The organism is Nocardia sp. GP40 (genome assembly GCF_050434125.1).
Taxonomy (GTDB): domain Bacteria; phylum Actinomycetota; class Actinomycetes; order Mycobacteriales; family Mycobacteriaceae; genus Nocardia; species Nocardia albiluteola.
This window is the reverse complement of the sequence record NZ_JBNPVW010000025.1, coordinates 12,594-38,298: the sequence shown is the minus strand read 5'-3', so window position 1 is coordinate 38,298 and position 25,705 is coordinate 12,594. Positions and strand designations below refer to the sequence as shown.

At 64.9% G+C, this 25,705-nt stretch carries 22 protein-coding genes and 4 pseudogenes; 17 read left to right on the top strand and 9 right to left on the bottom strand.

The genetic code is table 11. The features are described 5' to 3' along the window. Positions 1–354: 354 nt before the first annotated feature. Positions 355–750 carry a peptidase inhibitor family I36 protein gene (locus tag ABH933_RS43170; protein WP_429428426.1) on the bottom strand — a complete coding sequence of 132 codons (396 nt, stop codon included), beginning with the start codon at positions 748–750 and terminating at the stop codon, positions 355–357. Positions 751–1,092: 342 nt separating this feature from the next. On the opposite strand from ABH933_RS43170, the gene ABH933_RS43165 reads away from it, so the two are divergent. Continuing rightward, a complete protein-coding gene (locus tag ABH933_RS43165) occupies positions 1,093–1,923 on the top strand; it encodes a transposase family protein (protein WP_429428364.1) in 831 nt (276 codons plus the stop codon). A 133-nt stretch (positions 1,924–2,056) separates the two neighbouring features. Here ABH933_RS43165 and ABH933_RS43160 read toward each other — a convergent pair. From ABH933_RS43160 to ABH933_RS43150, 3 genes and pseudogenes are all read right to left on the bottom strand, one after another. Beyond that, a pseudogene (locus ABH933_RS43160) lies at positions 2,057–2,623 on the bottom strand (transposase); the annotation flags it as partial. A 65-nt stretch (positions 2,624–2,688) separates the two neighbouring features. After that, positions 2,689–4,425, bottom strand: a complete 1,737-nt coding sequence (ltrA, locus tag ABH933_RS43155) for a group II intron reverse transcriptase/maturase (RefSeq protein WP_429428366.1) — start codon at positions 4,423–4,425, stop codon at positions 2,689–2,691. Positions 4,426–5,008: 583 nt separating this feature from the next. Then, positions 5,009–5,371: pseudogene (locus tag ABH933_RS43150) on the bottom strand (transposase); the annotation flags it as partial. A 298-nt stretch (positions 5,372–5,669) separates the two neighbouring features. Between ABH933_RS43150 and ABH933_RS43145 the strand changes: the two are divergent. From ABH933_RS43145 to eccB, 12 genes are all read left to right on the top strand, one after another. Beyond that, positions 5,670–7,607, top strand: a complete 1,938-nt coding sequence (locus ABH933_RS43145) for a hypothetical protein (RefSeq protein WP_429428368.1) — start codon at positions 5,670–5,672, stop codon at positions 7,605–7,607. Then, positions 7,604–8,401 carry an ESX secretion-associated protein EspG gene (locus tag ABH933_RS43140; protein ID WP_429428370.1) on the top strand — a complete coding sequence of 266 codons (798 nt, stop codon included), beginning with the start codon at positions 7,604–7,606 and terminating at the stop codon, positions 8,399–8,401. Before ABH933_RS43145 ends, ABH933_RS43140 begins: the two co-directional genes overlap by 4 nt. A gap of 31 nt (positions 8,402–8,432) precedes the next feature. After that, entirely contained in the window at positions 8,433–8,774 is a 342-nt protein-coding gene (locus tag ABH933_RS43135; protein WP_429428373.1) for a hypothetical protein, read from the top strand. 24 nt (positions 8,775–8,798) lie between these two features. Further along, positions 8,799–9,098: a YbaB/EbfC family nucleoid-associated protein gene (locus ABH933_RS43130; RefSeq protein ID WP_429428375.1), complete on the top strand. Its 300-nt coding sequence runs from the start codon at positions 8,799–8,801 to the stop codon at positions 9,096–9,098. 28 nt (positions 9,099–9,126) lie between these two features. Further along, positions 9,127–9,441, top strand: a complete 315-nt coding sequence (locus tag ABH933_RS43125) for a hypothetical protein (protein ID WP_429428377.1) — start codon at positions 9,127–9,129, stop codon at positions 9,439–9,441. Beyond that, entirely contained in the window at positions 9,441–10,733 is a 1,293-nt protein-coding gene (locus ABH933_RS43120) for a hypothetical protein (RefSeq protein ID WP_429428379.1), read from the top strand. The genes ABH933_RS43125 and ABH933_RS43120 overlap by 1 nt, the downstream gene beginning before the upstream one ends. A 33-nt stretch (positions 10,734–10,766) precedes the next feature. Next, positions 10,767–11,102 carry a PE family protein gene (locus tag ABH933_RS43115; RefSeq protein WP_429428382.1) on the top strand — a complete coding sequence of 112 codons (336 nt, stop codon included), beginning with the start codon at positions 10,767–10,769 and terminating at the stop codon, positions 11,100–11,102. 29 nt (positions 11,103–11,131) lie between these two features. Then, entirely contained in the window at positions 11,132–12,076 is a 945-nt protein-coding gene (locus tag ABH933_RS43110) for a PPE domain-containing protein (RefSeq protein ID WP_429428384.1), read from the top strand. Next, positions 12,073–12,867 (top strand): ESX secretion-associated protein EspG, encoded by a 795-nt coding sequence (locus ABH933_RS43105; RefSeq protein WP_429428386.1) that lies wholly within the window; start codon positions 12,073–12,075, stop codon positions 12,865–12,867. The genes ABH933_RS43110 and ABH933_RS43105 overlap by 4 nt, the downstream gene beginning before the upstream one ends. Positions 12,868–12,958: 91 nt before the next feature. Then, positions 12,959–13,249 carry a WXG100 family type VII secretion target gene (locus tag ABH933_RS43100; RefSeq protein WP_429428388.1) on the top strand — a complete coding sequence of 97 codons (291 nt, stop codon included), beginning with the start codon at positions 12,959–12,961 and terminating at the stop codon, positions 13,247–13,249. Positions 13,250–13,296: 47 nt separating this feature from the next. After that, positions 13,297–13,593, top strand: a complete 297-nt coding sequence (locus tag ABH933_RS43095) for a WXG100 family type VII secretion target (protein WP_429428390.1) — start codon at positions 13,297–13,299, stop codon at positions 13,591–13,593. Between the two features lie 728 nt (positions 13,594–14,321). Next, entirely contained in the window at positions 14,322–15,815 is a 1,494-nt protein-coding gene (eccB, locus tag ABH933_RS43090; protein WP_429428393.1) for a type VII secretion protein EccB, read from the top strand. Here eccB and ABH933_RS43085 read toward each other — a convergent pair. Further along, positions 15,788–15,991 (bottom strand): hypothetical protein, encoded by a 204-nt coding sequence (locus ABH933_RS43085; protein WP_429428396.1) that lies wholly within the window; start codon positions 15,989–15,991, stop codon positions 15,788–15,790. The genes eccB and ABH933_RS43085 overlap by 28 nt on opposite strands. 339 nt (positions 15,992–16,330) lie before the next feature. On the opposite strand from ABH933_RS43085, the gene eccD reads away from it, so the two are divergent. From eccD to ABH933_RS43065, 4 genes are all read left to right on the top strand, one after another. Further along, positions 16,331–17,755, top strand: coding sequence for a type VII secretion integral membrane protein EccD (gene eccD / locus ABH933_RS43080; RefSeq protein ID WP_429428398.1), 1,425 nt, complete (start codon positions 16,331–16,333; stop codon positions 17,753–17,755). A 5-nt stretch (positions 17,756–17,760) separates the two neighbouring features. Continuing rightward, positions 17,761–19,164 carry a type VII secretion-associated serine protease mycosin gene (gene mycP, locus ABH933_RS43075; protein ID WP_429428401.1) on the top strand — a complete coding sequence of 468 codons (1,404 nt, stop codon included), beginning with the start codon at positions 17,761–17,763 and terminating at the stop codon, positions 19,162–19,164. A gap of 6 nt (positions 19,165–19,170) precedes the next feature. Beyond that, positions 19,171–23,220 (top strand): type VII secretion protein EccCa, encoded by a 4,050-nt coding sequence (gene eccCa, locus ABH933_RS43070; protein WP_429428403.1) that lies wholly within the window; start codon positions 19,171–19,173, stop codon positions 23,218–23,220. Positions 23,221–23,377: 157 nt separating this feature from the next. Continuing rightward, positions 23,378–23,746: a hypothetical protein gene (locus ABH933_RS43065; protein ID WP_429428428.1), complete on the top strand. Its 369-nt coding sequence runs from the start codon at positions 23,378–23,380 to the stop codon at positions 23,744–23,746. Between the two features lie 13 nt (positions 23,747–23,759). Here ABH933_RS43065 and ABH933_RS43060 read toward each other — a convergent pair whose 3' ends face one another. The 4 genes and pseudogenes from ABH933_RS43060 to ABH933_RS43045 form a co-directional block, all read right to left on the bottom strand. Continuing rightward, on the bottom strand, positions 23,760–23,918 hold the full coding sequence (locus ABH933_RS43060) for a hypothetical protein (RefSeq protein ID WP_429428430.1): 159 nt from the start codon (positions 23,916–23,918) through the stop codon (positions 23,760–23,762). Between the two features lie 142 nt (positions 23,919–24,060). Continuing rightward, a pseudogene (locus tag ABH933_RS43055) lies at positions 24,061–24,162 on the bottom strand (IS21-like element helper ATPase IstB); the annotation flags it as partial. A 276-nt stretch (positions 24,163–24,438) separates the two neighbouring features. Next, positions 24,439–24,630: pseudogene (locus tag ABH933_RS43050) on the bottom strand (DUF4158 domain-containing protein); the annotation flags it as partial. Further along, entirely contained in the window at positions 24,614–25,558 is a 945-nt protein-coding gene (locus ABH933_RS43045; RefSeq protein ID WP_429428406.1) for a hypothetical protein, read from the bottom strand. The pseudogene ABH933_RS43050 and the gene ABH933_RS43045, both read right to left, overlap by 17 nt. Between the last annotated feature and the right edge of the window lie 147 nt (positions 25,559–25,705).

Sequence of the window (25,705 nt, the reverse complement as noted above, 5' to 3'; positions counted from 1 at the left end):
GAGTGACCCGGCAACTTTCGGAATCGAGCCCGTAATTTCCTTGACGGGCAGGGAACCCAAGTTGGGCAGACGAGTGCAGAACAAACAAGCAACGCTATGGAGGTACGAGCCGACCGTCCGGAGTTACCTGTTGAATTCGCCCTCACCCGCCGCCAGCCGAATCGCCTGGGCCGTTCACAGTTCGCCGATCGATACCGATGAGTCGCGAGTTCGACTGTACGCCGCCGAGTTCGCGGCGGATCCGCATCGCATGTACCGGGAAATGCGCGATCGATTCGGCTCCCTAGCCTGAAGGTAGCGGTCACCAACGATATGCGGAAGACCTGCAAAGCTCTTCCAGCCTTGTTGATTGCCCTACCTGCGGACACCTGGGGCCGGCCGCAATGAGTGAATTTTTCGAGTCCAATCGGAAGGCAGATTCCACGGACCGCCTTCCGGGCTCTCGAGACCGAGACCACCGCGTTCGCCGCCATAGTTGTAGTCGGTATACCCGGTCCAATACTCACCTGTGCCAGTTGTGCGGTCCCACGACGAGCGGATCTGCCCATCGACTCCCTGGAGACGCAGGTCCGCCGAACCGTTCTGGAACGACACTATTTTTCCACCGCCGTTGAGATCCGTAAAAACACAGAAATAACCTTGCGCGCACCGGTCGTAGCCAGTCGTAGCCTGTGCCGGCGTAGCAACACACAGCGTCGCCGACACGCCGATGGCCGCCAAAATTCCTGCGGCTGTCCGCCTAAGATTCATGATGTTGTTCTCCAATTACGGTTATCGAGCGATCGGTCACATACATTACTCACTTCACATCACTATTCGGCATCCGTGCATAAGTCGGGGTGACCGCTGGCGCTGCGGCATGATTCTTCTGGAGTAGAAGATCACGATCCACACCCGTGCTGCGCCGGAGCTTCGTCTACAGGATCACCGCAGCCTACTGCAGTGAGGTGATCTCAGCAAGGTAGGCAACAGTTTTCGCGGGCCGCAATGGAAGTTATTGGGCGACACGACGATTGGGATGCTGGTGTTGGACGTGGAGTCCCCGGTAGATGGGTTCTCACCACAAGACCGGCTCCACCAGAAGGACTCCACGTGATCGCCTATCCTGCCATGCTCGACGTTCCCGGGGAACTGGTCGGGTACGTGTCGCGGCTGCTGGCCGCCGAACGTCGCGAGCGGGGCACCCGCCGCGGCAGCCGGGCGCTGACCTGCTGGAAGCAGGCGTTGTTCGTGCTGGTGTGGTTCCGCGAGCAGGAAGATCTGGCCGTGCTGGGCGCGGGATTCGGCATCAGCCGCGCCACCGCCTACCGCTACCACAACGAAGGCGTCACCGTGCTCGCTCGACAGGCTCCAGACCTGCACGATGCCCTGGCCCGCGCCAAAGACGAGGGCTTGGCCTACGTGATCCTCGACGGGAAGGTCTTCGACGCCGACCGCAGCAACGAGAAGACCACCAGCGTACGCGGGAAGCAGATCGACCTCTGGTACTCCGGGAAAGCCCACACGCACGGCGGCAACGTCCAATCTCTTTCGACACCAACGGGATTACCGCTGTGGGTCGGCGACGTCGAACCCGGCTCGGTACACGACCTGGTCGCCGCCCGCAAACATGTGCTGGCGGCCTTGTATTGGGCTGCCTCCCAGCTGGATCTGCCGACACTGGCCGACAGCGGCTACGAAGGCGCCGACATCGGCGTACACACACCGATCAAGCAACCCGCCGACGGCTGCACCCTCGACGCCGACAACCGCACCTACAACGCCCTGCTGCGCGGGCTGCGCTGCCTCGGCGAACGCGGCTTCGCCGTGCTGGTCGGCCGCTGGCGCGCCCTGCGGCATTTCACCTGCAGCCCAACCAAAATCGGCAGCATCGTCAAAGCCGCACTCGTCCTCACCCAATTCGAGCACGGCCGCCTCGCATGAAAGTCAGTGAGATCACCTCAGTTGTCGACAGACGCCCCGTTGCGTCCTAACCTCCGCCATTCATGGTAATTGCTGATATGGCGTGCCGGAGATGAAGAAAGGCGCTCCGGCCTGCGATAATGATGCTTGTCTAGCCGGTGTCTTTCGCGCATCTGATGCGGTCTTCGCAACGGGCGCGGCGGCGGTGGGGTAGCTCGAGGTCGGGCAGTTGCCCGGTGCGGGTGTTGGTGGCGGACGCGGTCAGTCGTAGGCCGTCGCGGTCGGTGAACCGCAGCTGCGCACCGGGGTGCGGGCGTTCTTTGCGGGCAATGACTCGCATGCCCGGCGGCCACCCGGTCGGGTCGATCAGCCCGGTCAGCTCGGCCACCTGTGCGCCGTCGCGGACTTTGCCGTCGGCGTCGTAGGCTTGGGTCCACGCATCAGACGGGATGAGATCGACTGCGGCGGAGGTTATCTGGTTCAGTCCGGAGCCCACGGAGTACTGCAGGTGCCGGTTGTGGCAGTACTGGGTGAATTCGTGGGTGCCGCCACCGGAGTCGGTGCGCACCAACACTTTGCGGCCGACTCGGTAGCCGGGTTGTCACGGCAGTTGCCGCAGAGCCCGGTTGAGTACTTGTTTGTGGTCTGCGGCGGTGTTGTCGGGTAAGGACGGCGCGTTGCCGCGCCGTCCTCCCCTCAGAACCGGACGTGCCCGCTTTCCGGGCATCTCGGCTCAAGCAAGCCCGAGGGCATGCGGGTTGTTGCAGAGGCGGGTCTCACTGCTGATTACGGGCGCACCCGTAGGCAGTGGGAGTGCACGAGTTGCCGTGCCTCGTTGTCGCTTTCGGCGGCGTCGATACCGATAGCCTTGCGGTGCAGCGCTGCTCGGATCGCCTTGTGCCACTGTTCCCATTGCTCGGGGCTCTGGGGTGGCTCGTCGGCATGGAGCAGCAGATCACCGCAGCCGGGGCATCGCCAGTGCTGTCGCACCAATAGCCGGCCGATGAGCGGGCCGACCGGTGGTTTGCCGCGTCGGCGACGCGCCCGCCAGTAGCCGGCCAAGGCTGGGTTGTCCGGAGACGCCGTGCCTTTGACCATGGTGTGGCGGACGATCGGGGTCCAGGAGAATTTCACCAGGTATCGGCCGGTGTCGTGGTCGCCGAATACCCAGCGGTCCCGCCTGGCCGGGTGGAACGAGCCGAAGTAGCGGTTCATGACCCATCGCTTCGACTTGTTCGGGTGTGCGCGCTGCGCCCACCGGTAGGTGAGCCGCCACACGTAGTGGTCCAAGGCGTTGAAGATTTCCTTGGACACCGCAGTGCGGTAGTAGGCCGCCCAGCCCCTGATGATCGGGTTGAGGCGGTTGATCACCGCTTCGGCGTTGGCCCCGTGCAGGGCCTTCACCTCGGCGGCGAGCCTGCCGCGAATGCGTTTCACGGCTGCCTTGCTCGGTTTGATCAGCAGTTTGCCGTTGCGATAGCGGCGGATGTTGAACCCGAGGAAATCATGACCGGTCCCGATACCGACGATGGATGTCTTGTCGGCGTTGAAGGCCAGACCCCTCGGCGCCAGCCACTCGGCGAGTCGCTGTTGGACCGCGTCGGCCTGTTCCCGGCTGACACACATTGCGACAAGATCGTCGGCGTATCGGACAACCACCGGGGTTCCCGGCACCGCTCCTCCCGCGTGCGCCATGCCTGCCGGGAAATATGCTGCACCGGCGGCGGTTTCGATTCCGTGCAAGGCGATGTTCAGTAACAACGGACTGATCACCCCACCCTGGGGAACCTCCTCGATGGTGGCGGTGAACATCGACCGTTCCACGACACCAGCTTTCAGCCATTGCTCGATGTGCTTCCTCGCCGGGAATGTGCCGAGCATTGTCATGAGATGCTGGTGGTCGATTCGGTCGAATGCTGCCGTCAAGTCGGCATCAAGGGTCCATCGCCGGTGCGGGTTGGCCCCGCCGACGGTGGTGAAGATCGCCTCGATTGCGTCGTGACAGCCGCGGCCGGTCCGGAATCCGTAGGACTTCGGTTCGAATCGTGCTTCCCACTCCGGTTCCAGCGCCGCCACCGCCCGTGCTTGCAAGGCGCGGTCGGCGATGACCGGAATTCCGAGTGGCCGTTGCTTCCCGTTCGATTTCGGGATATACACCCGCCGGACTGGCTGGGGTGCAACGGCATTGGGGTGGTGTTGAATCCGGGCAGCCAGCCCGGCCCGCCCTTCGTCTTCGAGTACCACCTTGCCGTCGATCCCGGGAGTCCGGCGGCCCGCGTTGACCTGTGTGACGCGGCGGACGCTCAGCAGAGCGTTCGCGCGAGAGCGCAGCATCAACTTCTGCAAGTTGCGGACCCTGGACAGGTCCCCATCCCGCGATGCCATGAAGATGCGCTGACGTAGTCGGCGTACGTCGTCTTCGATTTGCGGCCAATCCACTGCCGCCCAGTCGATGACATCGTCTCGAGGTCCGTTCACCGTGGTGTCCAACTTGTCCTCGTAGCTCGGCGTCGTTGTCGTCATCGGGTCTCCATAGCTCACCCGACCCGCGTGGGCACCCTTTCGGGTTCGAGCACATTGCTCGTATCCGGCCAGTTATCGCCACGGCCACCGCCGGAAGCAGCGGTGAGAGCGCCGGACGTTTCCTGTCGCCTTTCGGCGCACCGGCATTCGCTTCTCGGGTCATCCTGTTCCCGCCGGGGAATCGAACCTTCCTCACGGTCGGTCTCCCGGCCCCGCAGAGCGGGGCCGGACCCCGACGGGGTTTCCACGTTCCACACACGTCAGATCCGGCTGGGGTGGGTGCCCCCTATGCCCCGGGGACGGTGGTGCCCGCACAACCGACGGCTCGCGGATCGGCTGCCACCTGCCGGATTCCCACCGGCACAGTCCCTGCACCCCGCTGTTCGTCCTGCCATGCGGGGCTCAAACGTGACGAGGCCTCATCAGGGGTTCACTCGCGTTCACCCGTCCAGCCTTCCCCTAGCCTGTAATCCCTTGGCAGACAGGGATCCTTGAGCGTTTCCCCCGAGCTTCGCACCCCACCGTTACCAGCGGCGCATGTCGGGGCGGGGACAGGTCGATAGGCACTGACCTGGGACAACACCTAGAACCTCAACGGTTCCACCTCCTTACGGTGTGTCCACTGAACATGTGCGACTTCGTGTCGCACACTGCCGGCGTTGCCCGGCCGCAAGTCCATCACGAGAGGTTCGCCGGTGCCGGCGGCGGCGTGGTCGACCCACGAACCGAGCGGGTGATGACCGAAGGTCATCTTGAATGTCGGTGTCGCACATTCTTTCTCCGAGTGCGCGATGGTTGCCGTCGCGTCCAGATCGATGATCAGCGGACGCTCGGCATCGATGCCGCGATCGGGCTCATGCTCACCGGCGCGGTCCCGTGTCGCAGCCCTGGCGACAGCGCGCGCAGATCGTATGGCGGACAGTGGTTTCGGTGCATCCGCAGCCAAAGCCACTGCGCTGCTTCCCCGTACCTCCGAAAGGTGGCGTGCTTGCGCGCGCGGAACGAATCGGATCCGCGGGCCGCGGCGGAGGGCGTGATGCCCCGATTTTCGCCCAACAGCGCAGAAGTTTCATTGCGAGGCAGAAAATCCCGCTTCCGGTAGACACGCGGGTGAGGTCGGCCGACGCTCAGACAGCGTGCCTGGCATGTCAGATCCGCACACCAGCCGCCGAGCACGTAGTGGGAGACGATCATGACCGGGCCGGTCATCCGGGTACACATAGCTATAGAGCAGGGAGGCGCTGATGACATCGAAGATCAACGGGTCGGGAAGCGTCTTCGAAAACGACGCGGGCGCCGGGTCGGTGGAGCTGGAGGACGGCGCGATCGAGGCCTGTCGTGCGGCGTGCAGTGAGGCGATCGGCCGGTTGATCGGAGTGCGAGACTACGTCAACTCCAACATGCTGACCATGCCGCCATTCACCAAGTTGCTCGGTTCTGCGGCCAACTTGGCGGGGAAGTACTCCGTGGGCGCGGGAGACCTGCACGATATCGTGAAGAACCACATAGACATTCAGAATCAGATGGCCGATGCGTTCCGGGCGGCCGGTAAAGCGTACATCAACGCCGAGGTCGAAAGCTCTGATCAGTTCAAGCGGTTGCAGGCTCTGGACAAGCTCCCCCCGATGACCACGTCGGCTGCCCCCTTCGTCACCGATCCCAGCACCATTCAGCCGGACCTCCAGCTAGCCAGCTCCTACGGCCTCGGTAATCTGAACAAAGGAAAGATCAAGAACTCGAACGGTAATCCGAATGGCGTTTATGTCTCCGACCTGCCGGCGGATCTGAAAGGGTATTCCGGTGACAAGCTCCCCGGCCTGCCGGTAGAGGGTGAGAACCCGGACCACTGGCAGTACGACTTCTTCCGCCAATTGGGCGACGAGATCGACTACCAGACCGCCGCGACCAGGGCCGGTCAGTGGGACTGGGTGCACGGCGAGTTGAACGACCTGTTCACCAATTTCAATAATGCGATCGGCGCCGTCGTGAACAGCAGATGGCAGGGCAATGGGGCGTCGAATGCGCTCAAGGCAACTACACAATACGTTGATGCCGCCGATAGCTTGAGAACCAACATTGGGTTGTTCACCGAGAGTTTGAAGTACACGGCGGGCTGGTTGCAACTGACCAAGGCTAGTATGCCCATCGGACCCGACCTGTCCGGACGGGATCCGTCCGTACCGTCCGGCCCCGTGATGTCGGCACCTGGTGGCGGGGGTCTGCCAGCCAAGTCGGTGTATCCCGATCAGACTCCGATCTACCGCGAGAATTTCAAGAACACCTACCTCGTTGGTCTGCCCGTCTCCGACAACGCGATTCCCGGGCTGCCGGTGCCGGTCTCGCCGATCAACCCCATCCCGACCGGCGGCGGGCACCCGACAAGTGGCGGCGGGCAGCCGACAAGTGGCGGCGGGCAGCCGACGACCGCTGCCACCACGCCGTATATGGGCGGCGGTGGCGTATCGCCCTTGCGCACGCCAGCACTCACCGCTGCCGGCCTGCCGAACTACTCCTCGGCATCGGACTCGGCTGCCACCGATGCAGCTCGGCAGCAGAAAGCCCAGCTGACGGCGGCGTATCAGCGGGAAGCCGCCGCCAACCAGAAACAACAGCAGTTGAACCAGCAGAACGCTCAGGCGAATGATGCGGCCGTCGGGCAGGCGCAAGATTCGTCTCCAGCGCAGCAGGCGATGTCGGGTGCCGGACAGGGTGTCGACCAGGCACTGACCGGTCTGCAGCAACTCGCCCAGACGGCAGGTGGTCTGCAGCAGGCCGCTGCGCGGGACTCGGTCGCGAATCCGATTCCGGGACTTCCGGGATTGGATCTTCCGAACCCGGCAAACCTCGCCAAAGCGCCCGGCGCCGGCGGCAGTGGCATCGGTGGGGCACTCGGTTCGGAGTTGAGTCGTGATACTTCGCAGGCTACCTCGAAGCTGTTCCCGCGGGTGCCTCTCGGCACCGCTGTCAGCGCCGAAACCATGGGGACCGCAGTCGGTCGTGCCGGCCTGGCATCGACGATGGGTGCGCCGGGAACTCCCGGTTCGCCGGCCGGTGCCCCGCACGGCGCGGGGGGCCAACAGAGCAAGGAGTACAAGCGCCCCGCGAACTTGGATTCCACCAAACATTTGGATGAGGGAATCGGCGAAGCGCCGCGGGTGGCCAGGCAGGTCATCGAGCAATGAATCGCACCTGGACATTCACCGACCTGGAATTCGTTGTCGCCTGGGAAGACACGAAACGGGAGGGATTTCTTCCTCGACCGTTCGTGTTTACCAGCCGGACACCGATGTGGAACGACTATCTCCGGGAACGGCGCGCAGCACTCGATCGCGTTCAGCCGATCATCGATGGTTCGTTCGGCGCAGTGCTGGAAACCTTGGCGCAGCCGGATATCCGGGTGGAGGTGTTGGCCTGGGACGGCCGCGATTCCGAGGATCCTAAGGCGTGCGTCCGGGTGCTGGCCGTGCGGCGATGCGACCACGGCGTGCTGGTCAAACAATTGCCGGGCGAGACCGTCTTGCATAGTGGCGGCTTTACATTCAGCGAATTCGAGGTGTTGTCGCTCGCCGACACCGTGGTCGGTGAACTGCCGGAGGTCGAAGCGGGACGGCGCACCCAGGTGATGCTGGTCGGCGATGCCGAGGCGGAGCCCATGGACTACTCCTACGGGAAGTCGACAATCTTCGATTCGTTCCATGATTCGGTGGCGTCGCGATCTCAGCATTTTCTCGCCGAGCCGGCCTCGTTGATCGGGATGATCCGGGTCGTACAGGGCCGATCCCGATTCGGCCCCCGAGGAATCGGCGAAGGGTGGCTGGCATTGCGGGATCTGGTCGATGACGGCCGCTACGCCATCACCTCCGGCGTTCCGCCGATCGCGCACCCGGTCGACTCGCGCGGCCTGATCGCGATGATCAACGCCGAGATCGCGACGATCGTGGCCGTGATCAAGGACGAACGCTGGGTGAGCCCGTGACCATGAGTCTCCTGACTGACAGAGGTTTTCGATGAATGCGACGCCGCCACCACTTCCCGAGTGGACCGCAACATCCCGCACGGGCACGATCTCGGTGTGCACCACCGAGCAGGGCCTGCCGCTGGGCGTGACCATCGATGCCGCCGAATTGCGGCGCGATCCACAGGGTTTAGCCGGAGAGATACTGCGCTTGTGCAGGCAAGCGGCGAATCGCGCGGGCCTGGTCCGGCGAGCGCAGCTGGAGCAGGCCGGGATGGCGCCCGAGATGATTGCGCTGCTGGGCTTGCCGACGCCGGAAGACGCAGCGCGTCAGGAGATCTCCGATGAAGACGACTACGACATGGAGCCTGACAGCTGGCTCCGGCCGGTATAGCCGGGAGAGGGTGGCGAGCACACCATGTACGAGTCCATAGACGAGCTGGAAGCCAGCGTGCGACAGCGGCTGTACCGGCTGCGGGATCTCGCCGATGGCATGACGTCGGTCCGGATCACCGAGACGGTGGACGACGGTTCGGTCACGGTCGAGGTCGATGGAAACGGTGCGCTGTTGAATCTCCTATTCACGCAGTCGATTTCACGGCTCTCGCCGGCCGAATTCGAGCAGCGGCTGGTGGACACCGTAGCCACCGCGGCCCGTCTAGCGCACGCGCAGCGTGCCGAGCTGATCACCGCATTCAACGAGGAAGTCGCCGGGTAGACGGCACTTGAGTAGAACGGGGTTTACGATGAGCGAACTGATAGCAACACCGGATGCGATCCGGACGTACGGAGACGCTTCGGCGGCCATGGCAACCGGCGTCGCGACGGCGGGCGCATTCGATCAGGCCGCGATGATCGCCGCGATGGTGCCGGTACTCGGCCTGATCGGGCAGGAAGTCCTGCTGTCCAGTGCGTATGCGCATGGCAACTTGGCCTCCTCGACTCTCGAGCTGGCCGGCGTTCATGCGGCCACCGCCGTCACCGCGCACCAAGGTGCCGCCGCCTACGACTCGACCGAGGCAGCATCGGTCGGCGAACTCGGCGCAGTGAACAACGTGTGATGAACGCTTCACTGGACCCCACGATCCTGGATCTGGTGCGGGGTAGTGCATTCGCTCCCATGGTCGACCGGCCGATGGGAGAGGTGCTGCGGGACATGGGTTTGCCGCAGTTGCCGGACCTGTCGCACATGCAGCTGCCACCGCTGCCGGATCTGCCGCCCATGCCGGTATTGGATCTGCATGCGCTGGCGAAGCCGTTGACCGACTTGGCAAGTGGTTTCGGACATGGCCGAATCGGCGCCGGACCCGGACCCGATCCAACTCAGGTGCTGACCCAGGTCAGCACCGCGCTGCAGACCGGGATGTCGCTGGGTAGTACGGCACTGCAATTGGCGATGACGCTGTGGCAGGGAATGGGCGCGCAGTCTGCGGCGACGAAGGCCGGTCAGGCAGCTTCGAATGGCGCCGCACTCACCGCCCAGAGCACCCAGCAGAAGCTGATACTCGGCAACGCGGCGACCTCGGCCGCGCTGGGAGCGGCGAGGATGAGTGCGATCATCGCCAAGTACCTCACCACCATGACGGTCGGCGCGCCGCTGCTGGGCACCCCCGGTGGTCAGGCATTCCTGGTTGCGGCGACGATGGAAAGTATGACCGAGGCATTGGCCCAGGTGGCCAAGACCAAGCTGGAGATGGTCGGGCACTCGGCGAGCATGACCCAGGCCGGCCAGAAGGTGGCGATCACCAATGCGCCGACCGGCGTCAGCTCGGCACAGGATGTGCAGCAGTTGTTGCAATTGGCGCAACCACTGATGACGATGGTGCAGACCGGCACTCAGGCCGCCATCCAGCTGGCTGCGGCGAACACCGCACTGTCAGCGCCGAAGTCGGCCGATGACATTGCCCGGGCGGCCCATGCTGACGGTGACTACCCGGCCGGTGACGGGATCGTCGGCGGTGCCGGCGATGGTGCCATGAGCGTCGGCGTCCCTGGCATGGCACCGGTAGCCGCACCGCTGAGCCCGTTCGCCGGAACAACGACAGCAGCATTCGGTTTCGACGCTGGAACGAGTACCGGAAGTGCTGCGGCAGCAGCGGAATCCGCGAGCGTGGTGCCGGGTGGAACGGCGGGGGCCGCGAGCCCGGGTATGGTGCCGGCCGGAGGTGCGGGCGCTGCTGCTGCGGGCGTGCGCAGCGGTGCCGGCGATGCCGGGACCGGGATACCGGGCAATCTGGTCACCGCACAGCACGGCGATGAGGTTGTAGGCAACCTACAGGGGGTCACGCTGCCGGTGGTCGGCGCGGCCGAACAACTTTCCGAACCACCGCCCGACAAGGCACTCACTCTGTGACCTGATGAGCGCGCTTCGATGCAGGAGGTAACCATGACCCGCGCTGGCGGGGATTTCGGCGGGGTGCAATTCGATCCGGTCGCGGCGCGCAACGCCGCCGTGCGCCTGGACGGTCTAGCCGATCGGCTGGAGGGCGACCTGCGCACGAACGACGTCGCGTTGCGGGTTGCGCCCGCGGGCGTCGACGAGGTGTCGGCGCGGGCGGCGGGCACGATGAACGACGTCGCGGCGTCCTACTCCGATAGTGCGTCGGCGGGAGTTCTCGAGCTGCACAAGCTCGCCGCGACGCTGCGGGCACAGGCGGATCGGTTTGGCCGCAGCGAAGCCGAGAGCGTGGCCGACATCAACGGAGCGGCGGTAAATCCATGATCGAACAACCGCAACCCGGATTCACCGGGGTGGTCTGGGAGGCGCGCGAGCCGGATCGGCTCGCGCGTGAGCTCGTCACCGGCCCGGGCGCGGTGCCGATGGCCGAAGCCGGTGCCGCGTGGGGCCGGCTGGCCACGAGTTTCGGTGCGGCGGTGCTCGAATACGAGTGGATCGTCGAATCGCTGCGGCGCGCGTGGCAATCGCAGACGAGCGGCCCGGTGCTGGACAGCGTCTCGCGGTTGCGCGACTGGCTCGTCGATGCCACCAATTCCGCGACCGCGAACGCAGCGCGCGCCGAGGCTCAGGCTGCCGCCTACGAAGTGGCGCGATTGGTCATGCCGAATGCCGGTGACCTGGCCGCCCTACAGGCGGTGCAGCAGACGCTCGAACAAGTGGGCGCCGCGCTCGGGGCGCCGTTGCGGTCGATCGCCGCCAGCACCGACGAAAACGCAGACCTGGCGATGGCGGCGGCCGCGCGGGTGATGCGAACCTACGAGGGCGCCACCGAACCGCTCGCCCTGCCCTGGCAGCAGGACCAGCCCCCGGTACTGACCTCGTCGGCCGCGCTGCAGGCCGAGCAGGCCGATGCCGCTGGACAGACTGAAGCGGCAGCGGCGGCGTCCGCGCGGATGCCGGTGATGGCGCTGCCGGCCATGCCAGGTCTGGTCGGGGCGCCGCGCGTGCAAACCGCCTATCAGGCACCGGTATTCGTCGAGGCGGACGCCACCCAGTCGGTGGAAACCGTGGTGCCGCAAGCCGTTCCGCAATCGACCGGCGCGCAGCTGCCTATGGCGGCGGGGCCGATGTCAGCGGTCGCGGGTGGAGCTCAGGAGCAGGAATATGAAACCCGCGCCGGTTACACCGGCACCGAGGCGCTCGGCGCTGACCTCGGCATCGTCGCCGCCCCTGCCGTTTTGGGAGCCACTGAGCCGCCGTCGACCGGGCAGGCGACCGCGACCGGGGGTGCCGCGTGACGACATTGACCACCGATGACCTCCTCGTGCTCGCCGACCGGCTCGGGGTGCAGACCCTGCCGCTCGTGCTTTCGGTCGGGCCGCGACAGGATTCGTTCGATGATTGGGCCGTCGCGCAGCGCCGGGCGATGTTATCGCTGGTCGGTGTGGGTGTCGTCGATGCCGACGGTGAAGTCGACCCCGAGTTGGCCGCGGCCCTGCACACCCTGGCACAGCCGGAGCGTGAACTGGTCGCTCGTGTCTTCACCGGTGAGCCGGGCTCGACTCGGATCTGCCTGGCGCGCCGGGGAGAACAGCATGCGCTGGCCGTACGCGCTGGTGACACCTTCGACATCCGGCCGGTGTGGTCGGGCGACTCGGGTGCGGCAGTGCTGCGTCCGATGCTTGACGCATTGGGCCCCTGCCCGCCTGCCGAGGTCACCGCGTTCAGCGTTGTGTCCGCCGATCTCGCCGAACGGCTCGACCGGGCCGAGACCTCAACGGACTACACGGACGCGGTGTACGCGCTCGGCGTTGCCGAACGGGACGCCACCGTGTACGGGCTGGCATTCGCCTCCTGCCGTGCATACGCCGAGATCGTGGTCTACGCGCATCTCGACGGCGTCACCACCAGACCTCCGGGAGCGGTCGTGATCTACGACACCGGTCATGGCCGGATCGTCGCCGCCCCCGGCGCAGCGCCGGACCAGCAGATCTGGTCCACCGTGACACCGGGCACCGATCACCGGATCGCCCAGGCGATCGCGGCGCTGATCGAATCGCTGCCCGGGGGGAGGTGGTTGCCGCATTAGTTCCCATTGCGCACCGTAGGTTCGCAACCTTCCGGAGATGCCGTCTGGCATCGGTTCCGGACACCTCAAATCTCTCAACGAAAGGTTAATCATGGTTTACGTCGATCCCGCAGTCGCGCAGAGGGCGCAGCAGGCCATGGCAGCTGCGGTGGACAACATGCGGTCCACGCTCAGCAAGATCGATAACGAAGTTCACGCCGCCCAGGGCTGGCAGGGCGATGCTCGGCAGGCGTTCGGGGCCGCTGCGGCGAACTGGGGGGAGAACTCGCAGAAGCTGCACCAGTCCCTCGACCGGCTCACCGAGCAGGTCGGCCACGGCTCCAAGCAGTTCGAACAGATGGAAACCGACAACCACGCGGAGTTCCAGCACATCCAGCTGTGAGCGGCCAGTACTGACCTCTACCAAGCATCGATTCGGAGGAATCTCTCATGTCCGGAACACAGGAATACCAGGCAGCTGCGATGACGCGGTTGTTCAACGACCTCAATGGCTTCCACGGCCAGCTCGAGACGTTCGGCAACGATATGCACGATGCCGGGAACACGCTCGGGCACGCATGGCAGGGAAACCAGGCCCACCAGGACTACCAAGTGGTGTATTCACAGTGGAACACCAGCTACGAGGACACGCTGGCATCGCTGAAGCGTATGGCGGGAGCAGTGGAGAACTCGCTGCACCGTGCCCTGAGCACCGACCACGCGGTCGGTCAGGGCTTCGGCGGCTGATTCGACCGGCCGTGCGTACCGACCGCTAGCCTGTAGGACGGAACTGGTTGCGTCATTCGTACGGGCATCACGATATGGACGGCCGGTCCGCCCATCGTATGGTGCAGATCGAGACCCGGTGACGGGCTCGCTTTTCACCGGGACCGATGGACGACCGACCCTCCGCGTTCCGACGTTGCGGTGTCGGTGCTACCGAGAACGAAAGAAACGCTGCCGTACGACAAGTCACGCATCGCATCCCGCTCGACGAGCTGACCGAGACACCGAATTCGCTGCGGTATCAAGGACTTCATCTGACCAATTACGAGATCGGTGCCGAGCTTGTCCATTCAGTCGGATTCGCTATTCTTTCGGCGCCGCCCAACATGTTCACGACAGTCAATCTGCGGGCTGCGGCTAGCTGATCGGCGCCGACGAGCTCGGGCAGGGCATTGGCCAGCGGGTCCAGCTGTCGGCCGGCCACATCGTCCGGTGCGCGATGGCCGGCAGCGGTCCGATGATGCGGTCGAACAATGCGCCACGAAACCCGTTCTGGCAGTGCGGGCACCGATGCGGATCACATCGATCGAAGCCAAGGTAATGCCGAATTGGCTGCGGCAGCGTGTAATCTTCGCAACAGTCCTAACATTGCCGGTCGGTCGAGCCTACGGCCGGCTCCACGGTTCCGGCCTGTGAATTACAATACTGTGTCCAGAGATCAAGGCGTAGTTGGAGATTGTGGAGATTCAGTGCCGTCACAACTGACGACCCGGGCTCAGGTCAACGGGTATCGCTTTCTGCTTCGTCGGCTCGACCACGCACTGGTGCGGCATGATGTGCGGATGCTGCACGATCCGATGCGGTCGCAGTTGCGGTCGCTACTCATCGGTGTCGTACTCGGACTGCTGGGGGTCGCGGGGTGTGCAATCCTGGCCTTCCTACGTCCGCAGGGCGCTATCGGCGACGCGCGTATCGTGATGGGCAAGGACACTGGCGCACTGTATGTCGTGATCCCGGACGCTCAAGGGAACAGCACGCTGCATCCGGTGCTCAATCTCGCTTCGGCACGACTGATCACCGGCAGCAACGCGGCCCCGACCTCGGTCAAGGACGCCAAACTCGGTTCCGTGCCACGCGGCCCACTGCTGGGCATACCCGGCGCACCCGCCGCGCTGCCGGGATCCGCGCAGGGCGCGCGCTCGGATTGGACATTGTGCGACGAGGTGGCGCTGTCGCCCACCGGCAGTGCCGCCGCGGCGACCAGTGCGACCATGACCGTGCTCGCCGGACGCCCCACACTGGAGGCGCACATCCGCGCAACGACCCACGCCGAGGCCTTACTGGCTCAGCGGGGCGATCGCACCTATCTGATCTACGACGGCAAGCGGGCAGAGGTCGACCCGCACAACACAGTGATGACCCGGGTGCTCGATCTGGCCGCGCAGCATCCCCGGCCAGCCACCGCGGGGCTGCTTGATGCCGCTGCAGAGGCACCCGCGTTGACGCCCCCGCAGATTCCCAATGCCGGACAGCCGGGTCCGGGCCGGCTGTCGAACGTCCCGGTCGGCGGCGTCATCGCCGTTGCCGGGGAGGCACGTTCGGAACGGCCGAATCTCTACGTGGTGCTCAGCAACGGCGTGCAGCCGGTCAGTGCATTCACTGCCCAGGTCATCCGCGTTGCCGATTCGCACGGGATGAGTGAGATCAAGACGGTGCCGCCGGACGTGCTGGACAACTTGCCGACGCTACACTCGCTGCCGATCGACCAGTTCCCGATCGACACCCCGAAAATCCTCTCTGCCGAGGAAGCCCCGATCGTCTGCCTGTCGTGGTCGAAGACCCTCGGAACCACGCAGGCCGCATCGAACAATCCGTCCGACCGCGCGATCGTCACCCTGCTGGCCGGCAAGAAACTGCCGCTACCGGATTCGGCCAAGCCGGTGACCATGCCCGGCGGTGGCGCGAGCGACCACGTTGATGCCGCCTATATTTCGCCGTCGACCGGCGAGTTCGTCCAGGTGACGGGCATGGGCCCGGACAGCGCTCGACGGGAGAGCCTGTTCTACGTCGCAGATAGCGGAATTCGCTACGGCGTTCCGGACCTGGCGACCGCGACGGTGCTTGGACTGGAGCAGACCCCGCGCCTGGCACCCTGGGCGATCATCGGTCATTTGATGCCTGGGCCCACGCTGTCCAAGCAGGACGCGTTGGCCAGCTACAACACACTGCCGCAACCCAGCTGAGCGCCGTGGCGTTCGGTCTTGATCGCGGTACCACCGAGGTTTTGACTGACGAAGTCCATCCGCTTGGCTTCGACGACCTTGTCCGTCTTCAATAGTTCTATGCCGCAATAGATCTTGACGACCACGCGGGCGATGGTCGTCTTACCGGGCTGCAGTTTGGCCACCCGAGTCTTCACCGCTGCCAGCCGATCTGCTGGTTCAGCTCGGTGCGTGCCGCGCTCAGGATTTGCTGGACGCGGTCCTGGTTCTGAGCCTGTTCGATCGACTCCGTCGATGGGGCTGAGGCCGGGTCCCAGCGGTCGGTCCGCGCGAGCTTCGGAGGTCTTCCACCGGTTGGTGGCTCTGACGTTGCAACCTTTATGCAACGAAGTCAAATCTATCGAACTGTCCCCGCCAACGCGATTGGATGGTCTGGTAGCTGCACCGCAGTCGTTCCTGGAGAAGTTGGAGTTATACGGCAATTGATCGAGCCATCACCCGGCGGTTCACGTGCCGTCAAACCCGGACCGTGTCGAGTGTCTGTTATTGGCGGCAATACCCAAGTGGATGTCGGTCTGCCCACAGCGGTGCCGATCGCTGCCTTCATTGCCGACCTGGTGGCGCTGATCGAATCCCGCAATCCCACTGTGACCGAGTCCGACGACGGCATCGTACCCCTGCAGGCTCGGCATCACACGCTGGCTCGGATTGGACAGGATCCCATCGCTCCCAGTCGCACTCTCACCGAGGCCGAGGTGTACGACGGTGAGTTGCTGGTGCTGCGTGAGGTGTCCGCCAAGGAGTTGCCAGCGTTGTTCGACGATGTCATTGATGCCGTATCCCGGCTCACCACAGTCGAATTCCGTAGCTGGTCACCGTTGGCGGCACAGCGGACCGGTCTGGCCGCCTCCGTGCTCGCGGTGATTGCCGTGCTGGGCGCGCTGGCCTGGTCGCGATTGCACGGAGACGGGCTGGCAGCGCCGTTCCTGCTCACCGGCTTCGGCCTGGCGGCATTCGTCGCGGCGGGCATCGCGGCTCGCAAGTATGCCAACGGGGTGACTGCAACCTGGCTGGCGCTGGACGGGGTGCTGCTGTTGTTCGGCGGGGCCGCGCTGTTCGTGCCGAACTCGATCGGCAGTCCCCATCTGCTGTTCGGTTTCGTGGTGGCCCTCGCCGCTGCCGTGCTCGGGTACCGGCTCACCGGCACGGGTGCCACAATGTTCGCGACCACCGCCACCGTGGCCGTGTTCGGCGCGGCCGCCGCCGCGACGCGCTTGGTCTTGGATCCGGCGACACCGAAGATTGCCGCAGGGTTGCTGGTCGTCGCCGTCGCGGGGATCTCCGCGATGCCGCGGCTGGCGGCAGTGCTGGCACGATTGCCGGTGCCGCCCGTGCCAACTGCGGGCGCCGCGATCGATCCGGCCGATCACGAGCCCCGGCCGACGATCGAAGGGATCGGTGCCATCGGCGCGACGGCGCTCCCGTCGGCCGCGGGGCTCGGGCAGCGGGTGAAGGCCGCGAATCGATTTCAGTCCGGGATGCTGACCGGCTGTACGATCGTCGCCGTCGCGGGGGCGCTCGGCGCCGCCGAACCGCTCGACGGCCACTGGCACTGGCCGGGTTTGGCATTGGCGCTGGTGCTGGTGCTGGTGCTGTGTCTGCGTGGTCGTTCGTTCGCTGATCTCACCCAGGCCGCAACGCTGATCGCGGGTGGCTGTGTCGTCGCGATCGTAGTGGCCGTCGGTGTGGCACCGGTGGATCCGGACGGGCCGGTCTGGGCGGCTGGACTGCTGCTGGTGTTCGCCACGGCCGCGGTCGGGTTCGGCGTGATCGGTCCGCGCGTGGAGGTGACGCCGGTGACCCGGCGAGCAGGGGAGCTATTCGAGTATCTGCTGATCATCTCGCTCGTCCCACTCGTGCTGTGGGTTATGGACGTGTATACGACGGCCCGGAATCTGTGAACGCCATGGCATCCGGTGTGCGGTTGTGCCGGTTGGCTTGCAGCGTTGCGGTTGTCGCAATCCTGGTGTCCGCGGCACCGACCGGTGTGAGCGCGGTTGCGCCGCCCGGCGTCGATCCCCGCTCGCTTGGGCCGGTGCTGGGGTCGGCGGCGCATCCGGCACCGCCGGATCCGACCGAACGGCGGTCGGTGTGTGCAGAGCCGACGCTCTCCGGCGCCCCACCGCGAGAGGCGCCGATCGCGCAGCGCGTTCTCGATCTGCCCGACGCATGGCAGGTCAGCCGCGGCGCGGGTCAGAAGGTCGCGGTCATCGACACGGGAGTGAATCCACATCCGCGACTGCCCGATCTGCAGCCCGGCGGAGACTACGTGTCGGGAACCGACGGCACCGTCGACTGTGACGGTCACGGCACCCTGGTCGCCGGCATCATCGCCGCCCGGCAGGGCCCCGACGACGGCTTCGCGGGAGTGGCTCCGGACGCGAGGATCCTCACCATCCGGCAATTGAGCCTGGCGTACGAGGCGAAGAACAGCGGTGGCACGCAGCCGCCCGGCAGCATCGCCGCCGGCGGATACGGCAACGTATTTACGCTCGCCGCCGCCGTCGTGCACGCCGTCTATCTGGGAGCCACTGTCATAAACATCTCCGAAGTCGCCTGCGCGGCAGCCGGAACCGACACCGCCGACGCAGTGCTCGGAGCGGCGGTGAAATACGCTTACGATCGCAATGTGGTGGTCGTCGCCGCCGCCGGAAATTTGCAACAGGACGGCGCGTGTCAGCATCAGAACACTGGAACCGGCTGGGGCGCAGTTCAAACCGTGGCCACCCCGGCGTGGTTCACGCCGTATGTGCTCTCGGTGGCCTCGGTGGATCCCGACGGTAAGCCGTCTGATCTGTCGCTGCACGGACCGTGGGTCGGTGTCGCGGCAATCGGTCGCAAGATCGTCTCGCTCGACAGTAAGCCCGGGAGAACCGGCCTGGTGAACAGCGTGCAAACGCAGCAGGGGAACACCGATATCCAGGGCACCAGTTTTGCTGCTCCGTATGTCTCCGGGCTGGCGGCGTTGGTACGCTCCCGGTTTCCGAATCTGACTGCCGCGCAGGTGATCGACCGCATCGAGCGCACCGCCCACGCACCCGGCACCGGTCGCGACGACCTGATCGGGTACGGGCTCATCGATCCGGTCGCGGCGCTCACCGCGGTGCTCCCCGATCAGCCCGTTGATGCCGGGCTGGATCGACCACACGCCATTGCCACGCCCGTGTGGCCGTCCGGACCTGACCCGTGGCCGCGCCGGATCGCCGTGATCGGCTCGATTACCTGCCTGGCCGCTCTGGGAATCGGTCTGGCCGTTGCGGTTCCGTTCGGCCGTCGGCCCCATGACGAGCCCGATCAGAAGCTGGACTGAGGGATTATGGCTATCGAAGGATTCGTCCGCCGCCCCCGCATCGCCCCGCCTCGTGCCCCCGGTGGCGAAGTGGCGCTCAGCGCCCTGCCAGAAGTCCCGCGGCCGCTACCCGGACCACTGCTGATGAAAATAATGCCCGTGGTGATGGTTGTTGCGGTCGTCGGCATCATGGCGATGATGGCGATGATGGGCCGCAACCTCCTGGCCAACCCGTACATGCTGATGTTCCCGATGATGATGCTGATGTCGATGGTCGGCATGATCTTTGGCATGCGCGGCGCTGGGCCGAAGTCCTCGGCCGAGCTCGATGAGGAGCGCAAGGACTATCTGCGATACCTGGACCAGATCCGAGACGATGTGCGGCGCACCGGGGCCAAACAGCTAGAGGCGCTGTTGTGGATTCATCCGCAACCCGCCAACCTGTATTCGTTGATCGGCACGCGGCGCATGTGGGAACGTCGGCCCGCCGACCCCGACTTCGGGCATGTGCGAGTGGGTGTCGGCAGCCATCGACTCGCCACCAGACTTGCCCGCCCGGAGACCGGCCCGCTCGAGGACCTGGAACCGGTGTCGACCGTGGCGCTGCGGCGCTTCGTGCGGACGCACTCGGTTGTTCATCAGCTGCCAACCGCGGTGTCATTGCGCGCATTTCCCGCGATCGACATCGAGGGCCCGCCCGAGGACGCCCGCATGCTGGCCCGTGCCATGCTGATGGAGCTCACCGCTTTCCACGGTCCCGATCACGTCGCTGTCGCTATCGTGTGCGCCGATCCGGACGCGAACGCCTGGTCGTGGGCGAAATGGCTGCCACACCTGCAGCATTCTCTGCGTCGCGACGGCATGGGCTCGGCTCGGATGATTTATCAATCGCTCGGTGAGCTCGAGACGGCGTTATCGGCCGAACTGCTCGAGCGCGGCCGGTTCATGCGCAACTCACAGCCATCACAGGGCCGTATGCACTTGATTGTGGTGATCGACGACGGCTATGTCAGCGGAACCGAGCGGCTGATCAGTGAATCCGGCCTGGACTCGGTCACCGTCCTCGACCTCACCGCTCCGCAGGCGGGGCTGGCCGCCCGACGTGGTCTGCAGCTGGTCGCCGCGAGCGGTGAGGTGTCCGCGCGCAGCGCCGTCGGCGTGGAGAAGTTTGCCGCGGCGGACGACATCAGCACCGCCGAGGCGGAATCGTTCGCTCGCTACCTCGCGCGTTACCGGATCGCGACGGCGGCACAGATCGTCAACCTCGGTGACGACGCTGGCTCCGACCCCGGTTTGATGGCGCTATTGAAGATTTCGGATGCCGCTCAGATCGATCCGGCGAGAGTGTGGCGCCCACGCACTCCGCGCGAGCGCCTGCGGGTACCGATCGGCGTCACGCCCGACGGCACGCCGGTCGAACTCGACATCAAGGAGTCCGCCGAGAGCGGTATGGGTCCACACGGGCTGTGCATCGGTGCTACGGGTTCGGGCAAGTCGGAATTTTTGCGCACCCTGGTGCTATCGCTGGTTACCACGCATTCCCCGGACGCACTGAACCTGGTGCTGGTGGACTTCAAAGGCGGCGCCACATTCCTGGGCCTCGAGCCGCTGCCGCATGTTGCGGCGGTCATCACCAACCTGGAGGAGGAACTCTCGCTGGTCGACCGCATGAAGGATGCGCTGGCCGGTGAGATGAACCGTCGTCAGGAACTGCTGCGCGCGGCCGGCAACTTCGCTAATGTGAACGACTACGAGCGGGCTCGCCATGCCGGCGCTTCGCTGGATCCGTTGCCAGCGCTGTTCATCATCGTCGACGAGTTCTCCGAGTTGCTTTCGCAGAAGCCGGATTTCGCGGAACTGTTCGTAATGATCGGCCGCCTAGGTCGCTCGCTGCACGTGCATCTGCTACTGGCCTCGCAGCGGCTGGAGGAGAACAAGTTGCGGGGTCTCGACTCGCATCTGTCCTATCGCATCGGCCTGCGCACCTTCTCTGCCAACGAATCTCGGGCGGTGCTCGGCATCACCGACGCATACCATCTACCCCCGGCCCCGGGTTCCGGATATCTCAAGAGCGATGCCTCGGATCCCTTACGATTCAACGCGACCTACGTGTCCGGGCCGTACGTTGCACCGCGCGGCAGCGCCGGAGCCGTGGACTTCGACGAGTATGACGAAGAACCCCCGCGCGTGTTCACTGCGTCGCCGGTCGACCTGTCGGATGCCGCCGAGCCCGCTGGGAAGGCGTCGGCATTCAACCCGCTCGAGCTACCGCCGCCGCCAACAGCCGTGGTTGAGGAAGGCCTCCCGGATACCCTGCTCGAGGTAGTCGTCAAGCGATTGACCGGACATGGGCGTCCGGCCCATGAGGTGTGGCTGCCTCCATTGGATCAATCGCCGACCATCGACATGCTGCTACCCGATCCGGACTGGCGTTCCCCGGTCAACCGGCACGGGCAGCTGTGGATGCCGATCGGCATCATCGACAAACCCTACGAGCAACGTCGCGACGCGCTCATCATCAATCTTGCCGGCGCACAGGGCAATGTCGCGGTTGTCGGTGGCCCGCAGTCGGGTAAGTCGACGACGCTGCGTGCCATCATCATGGCCGCCGCCGCGACCCATACTCCGGAGCAGGTTCAGTTCTACTGTCTGGATTTCGGTGGTGGCAGCATGGCCGGTCTGGTCGGTATTCCGCACGTCGGATCGGTGGCGAGCCGGTTGGACGGTGACCGGGTGCGGCGTACCGTCGCTGAGCTGACCACCCTGATGCGCGAACGAGAGGAGCGTTTCGCGGATCTCGGCATCGAATCGATGGTGGAGTTCCGCCGCCGCAAAGCCGCCGCCATGGGTGCGGACGGCAGCCTACCTCCCGATCACCCGCTGGCCGAGGACCGATTCGGTGACGTGTTCCTGGTCGTCGACGGCTGGGCTGTGATCCGGGAAGAATTCGAAGTGCTCGAGACGGAGATCAATGCTCTTGCGGCGCAAGGTCTTTCCTACGGCATCCATGTCCTGCTCGGCGCGTCGCGCTGGGCGGAGATTCGGCCGGCGATCAAGGATCAGATCGGTACCCGCATCGAGCTTCGGCTGGGTGATCCATCGGATTCTGAAATGGGCCGGCGTGCGGCGGGATCGGTGCCGGTGAATCGGCCTGGCCGTGGTTTGACTCCCGGCGAGCTGCACATGTTGATCGCCTTGCCCCGGCTGGACTCCGATTCCACCCCCCAGAGTCTGGCCGAGGGGGTGGCCGTGGCTCGCACACAACTGGAAGCCCTCTACGCAGGGCGTCGAGCGCCGGCGGTCCGGATGCTCTCGGGAGAGATCGAACGAGACACAGTGCTGGCCGCGGCCGGCGAGCGCGGGATCGAACTGGGACCGACCCGGATCGCGATCGGCATCGGGGAAGCTGAATTGGCGCCACTGGTGCTGGATTTCGACGCTGAACCGCATTTCATGGCCTTCTTCGATGTGGAGTGCGGCAAGACCACCTTGTTGCGCAACATCGCCATGAGCATCTGCGAGCAGTCCAGTCCGGAGCAAGCGCGGATCATCCTGATCGACTACCGGCGCACGATGCTCGGCGTCGTCGACGAGGGGCACCTGGCTGGCTACTCGACAACATCGGCAACCTGCGGCCCGATGGTCAGCGAGATCGCCACCTACTTGTCCCGGCGCATCCCGGGTTCGGACATCACCCCGCAGCAACTGCGGGAGCGCAGTTGGTGGACTGGTCCTGAAATCTACATCATCGTGGACGACTACGACATGGTAGTCGTGGGCGGCGGCGGCATCAATCCGCTGTTGCCACTGGTGGAGTACCTGCCGCAGGCGCGCGACATCGGCATGCACCTGGTCGTCACGCGGCGCACGGGTGGTGTGTCGCGGGCGCTGTTCGACAATGTGCTGGGCGGTATGAAGAACCTATCGGTCGACACCCTCATCGGCAGCGGTCCGCAAGACGAGGGCAAGCTCATCGGCGAGGTCCGTCCCACGAAGCTACCGCCCGGTCGCGGAATTCTGGTCTCACGCAGCCGAGGCCAGGAGATGGTGCAGATCGCTCACCTGCCACCGCTGTAGCAAGCGCCGCTGCGGATGACCGAACTCGCGATGACCCTACGCGGTGAGTACGTAGAGTTGGGGGCCTGCCCGCGATTCGGACAGTCTCGTTCCTGCAACCAGTCCCGATGGCAGCGAGCGCGATGATCGGCGTGCTGGATGGTGCGGAGGAAAGATCGTGTCCCGGGAATTTGTTGTTCCTGACGATGCCGAGTTCGTCCAGGAGCTCGGGATAGAGCTTGGGGTCGAGCGTATGGGAGTCGGTCTGCGAGACGAGGCGGTACGGATGCTGGCGATCGACCTCGCCGACGACGATCGGGTCGTGTTTTCCTTCGATGTGGTGGGCAGATCTGTGCGGTTCCGCCGTCTGAAGGGTGAGATGGCCGTGATGGACATCTTCCGGGAGGGGGCGACACGACTCTCGATCGGGTGGAGTGGCGAAACCCGATGCTTGGCAATCGAGTTCGAGACCGACTCGTTGCGCGGACAGCTCGAGATCAAAGTAGGCACTTGCGTCGAGATTCTCGATCGTATGCTCTTCTTATAGATAACCGGCGGAATCAGAATTCGTGCTTGGGAATTGGGGCGGGTTCGGCAGGGCCGGCGAGGAGGTCCAGCGAGATGCGAGCGTCCTGGTCTGTGGCGAGCCAGTCGTTGATGAACTGGAGCAGTTCGGCGAGTTCGATCCCATCGTCGATTCGGATGCTGTTGTCGGACATCCGGATAACCCCGAATCATGGCGTGACCAGGTAAGTACCGGCGAATTTCGGCGTCGCCCGGTAGTTGCGGCAGGCGGTCAGGGCTGGGTTTCGAGCGTCGGCTGTGGCGCTGGGTTCTTCGGCCGGGGGTATGTCCGGCGGCTTGCGTGGTTCGTATGAGCCGGTAGCTTTGGGTGCCGGTTTCGATGATGTGCCCACCGAAGGTCAATCGATCGACAATGGCCGCGCAGAGCCGCGGGTCGGTCCCGAGCAGCCGCTGTGGCGGGACCGTCGACACGTCCAGCGACCCGGCACCCACCGCGATCAAGTCCGCCATCCGGTTCAGCGCGGCGATCATGCCTTTCGACGACGGTCGGAACAAGCCTTTGCGCAGCCGCTCCAACTCGCTCACGCGCTGCTTGGCCGGGTCGGGGATCTCCAGCAGCCGCAGCAGCGGACCCGAGGTCTGCGGCGGCACAGAACACGCCAACTGCCGCCACAACCGCTGATCAGCGGTCTTGCGCCCATCGGAAACCAGACGCTCCAACGTCGTGATGCCCGGCAACAGCGCTTGGCGGGCACGCAGCCACGCCACCGCGCCGTCGAAGATCACTTTCGGTCCGTCACCGGTCATCCACGCACGACCATTAACGGCACCCCTACATGAAGGTTCCGAAAACCCAGTTGCCGGAAGATTGGCGCAGTGTAGGTTCTTGTCAGTCGCCGTCCTCACGTGGTGGCCTGGTCGGTGTAGGTTCGTACGGTTTGAAGTTGGGGTTGGGGATCAGTCCGGCGCTCGGGTCGTACCGGTTGATGAGCATGCCTTTGACCTTGTCGGGTGGCACGTCCGGAAACGTCACCTCGTCCAAGCCGCCTGCAGGGTAGTCGGGCCCGTACCGGTCGTTCATATCTGTATAGTTCCGGGCATCCTGGATGACATACGCCTCCCTTCCTTCTCGGACCGCTGCAAACCCTGCGGCTACGGCAGGGTTCTTCGAGGTGAATATCTTGTCCTCTTCGCCGGGGTCGAGATTTACGAGGCTCGGGTCGGGACCGTCCGAAGTGTCGCTCCAGGACCGAAAACCTTGTTCGAAGGCTACGTCCCGGGGCCGCCCGTCTGCACGGTAGACCTCACGCATATACGGCTCTCTTCCCGCGATCTCCGGGGAGAACGGTAGCGGGTCACCGTCGCGGCGAGCCGCGCGTTCGAGCCGGTCCTTCCACTCCCACATGGCCTGGGCGTACGCTCGCCCGGTTACACCTTGCCGGCGGAGATAGTCCTGTTTGATCTGGATGGCTCGACCCCAGGTTCGGTTCGCCAACCATTGCGCACTTTCCGACGATTCCTCGCGCATCTCCGCCCGCATCTCGTGTTGTCTCACATAGTCACGCAGATCCCGGTAGAAGACGTCCTCGGTCCCGGGTAAATCGTGTTCGAGCCTATCCAAAAGCGTGCGCGACCCGCCGAATTCAGCATTTGCGGGAAGGCCGCCGATAAGGTCAGCGATCTCCATGTCGAGGTGCTGCCTTTCGGCGTAAACCGAACGCAGAGTGCTGCCAGTCCGTCGGATCCTCAGGGCTATGTTGTCAGTGGCTGCATCCAAACATTCCAGCCGACGCGCAGCAGCAGCAATGATCTCCGCGACCTTGGGATTCAACATCTCGTCACAACCGATCTCGATTCAGGCCGTCTTGCCCAACACACCTCAGCGAACGCCCGAGACCTCTCCATCACTTCCCTGGCCGCGGCCTCCCGAAACTCCGGGGTGAAATGCCGCGACTTCTTCTGTGCCACAAACAACTCGGTT

Bases quoted from the DNA above. Each gene is read 5' to 3' on its own strand.
- ABH933_RS43135 (WP_429428373.1), top strand. From the start codon at position 8,433: ATGAATGCGACGCCGCCACCACTTCCCGAGTGGACCGCAACATCCCGC.
- ABH933_RS43125 (WP_429428377.1), top strand. From the start codon at position 9,127: ATGAGCGAACTGATAGCAACACCGGATGCGATCCGGACGTACGGAGAC.
- ABH933_RS43115 (WP_429428382.1), top strand. From the start codon at position 10,767: ATGACCCGCGCTGGCGGGGATTTCGGCGGGGTGCAATTCGATCCGGTC.
- ABH933_RS43095 (WP_429428390.1), top strand. From the start codon at position 13,297: ATGTCCGGAACACAGGAATACCAGGCAGCTGCGATGACGCGGTTGTTC.
- ltrA (WP_429428366.1), bottom strand. From the start codon at position 4,425: ATGACGACAACGACGCCGAGCTACGAGGACAAGTTGGACACCACGGTG.
- eccCa (WP_429428403.1), top strand. From the start codon at position 19,171: ATGGCTATCGAAGGATTCGTCCGCCGCCCCCGCATCGCCCCGCCTCGT.
- ABH933_RS43140 (WP_429428370.1), top strand. From the start codon at position 7,604: ATGAATCGCACCTGGACATTCACCGACCTGGAATTCGTTGTCGCCTGG.
- ABH933_RS43045 (WP_429428406.1), bottom strand. From the start codon at position 25,558: ATGTTGAATCCCAAGGTCGCGGAGATCATTGCTGCTGCTGCGCGTCGG.
- ABH933_RS43120 (WP_429428379.1), top strand. From the start codon at position 9,441: ATGAACGCTTCACTGGACCCCACGATCCTGGATCTGGTGCGGGGTAGT.
- ABH933_RS43060 (WP_429428430.1), bottom strand. From the start codon at position 23,918: ATGTCCGACAACAGCATCCGAATCGACGATGGGATCGAACTCGCCGAA.
- mycP (WP_429428401.1), top strand. From the start codon at position 17,761: ATGGCATCCGGTGTGCGGTTGTGCCGGTTGGCTTGCAGCGTTGCGGTT.
- ABH933_RS43130 (WP_429428375.1), top strand. From the start codon at position 8,799: ATGTACGAGTCCATAGACGAGCTGGAAGCCAGCGTGCGACAGCGGCTG.
- ABH933_RS43100 (WP_429428388.1), top strand. From the start codon at position 12,959: ATGGTTTACGTCGATCCCGCAGTCGCGCAGAGGGCGCAGCAGGCCATG.
- ABH933_RS43145 (WP_429428368.1), top strand. From the start codon at position 5,670: ATGACATCGAAGATCAACGGGTCGGGAAGCGTCTTCGAAAACGACGCG.
- ABH933_RS43170 (WP_429428426.1), bottom strand. From the start codon at position 750: ATGAATCTTAGGCGGACAGCCGCAGGAATTTTGGCGGCCATCGGCGTG.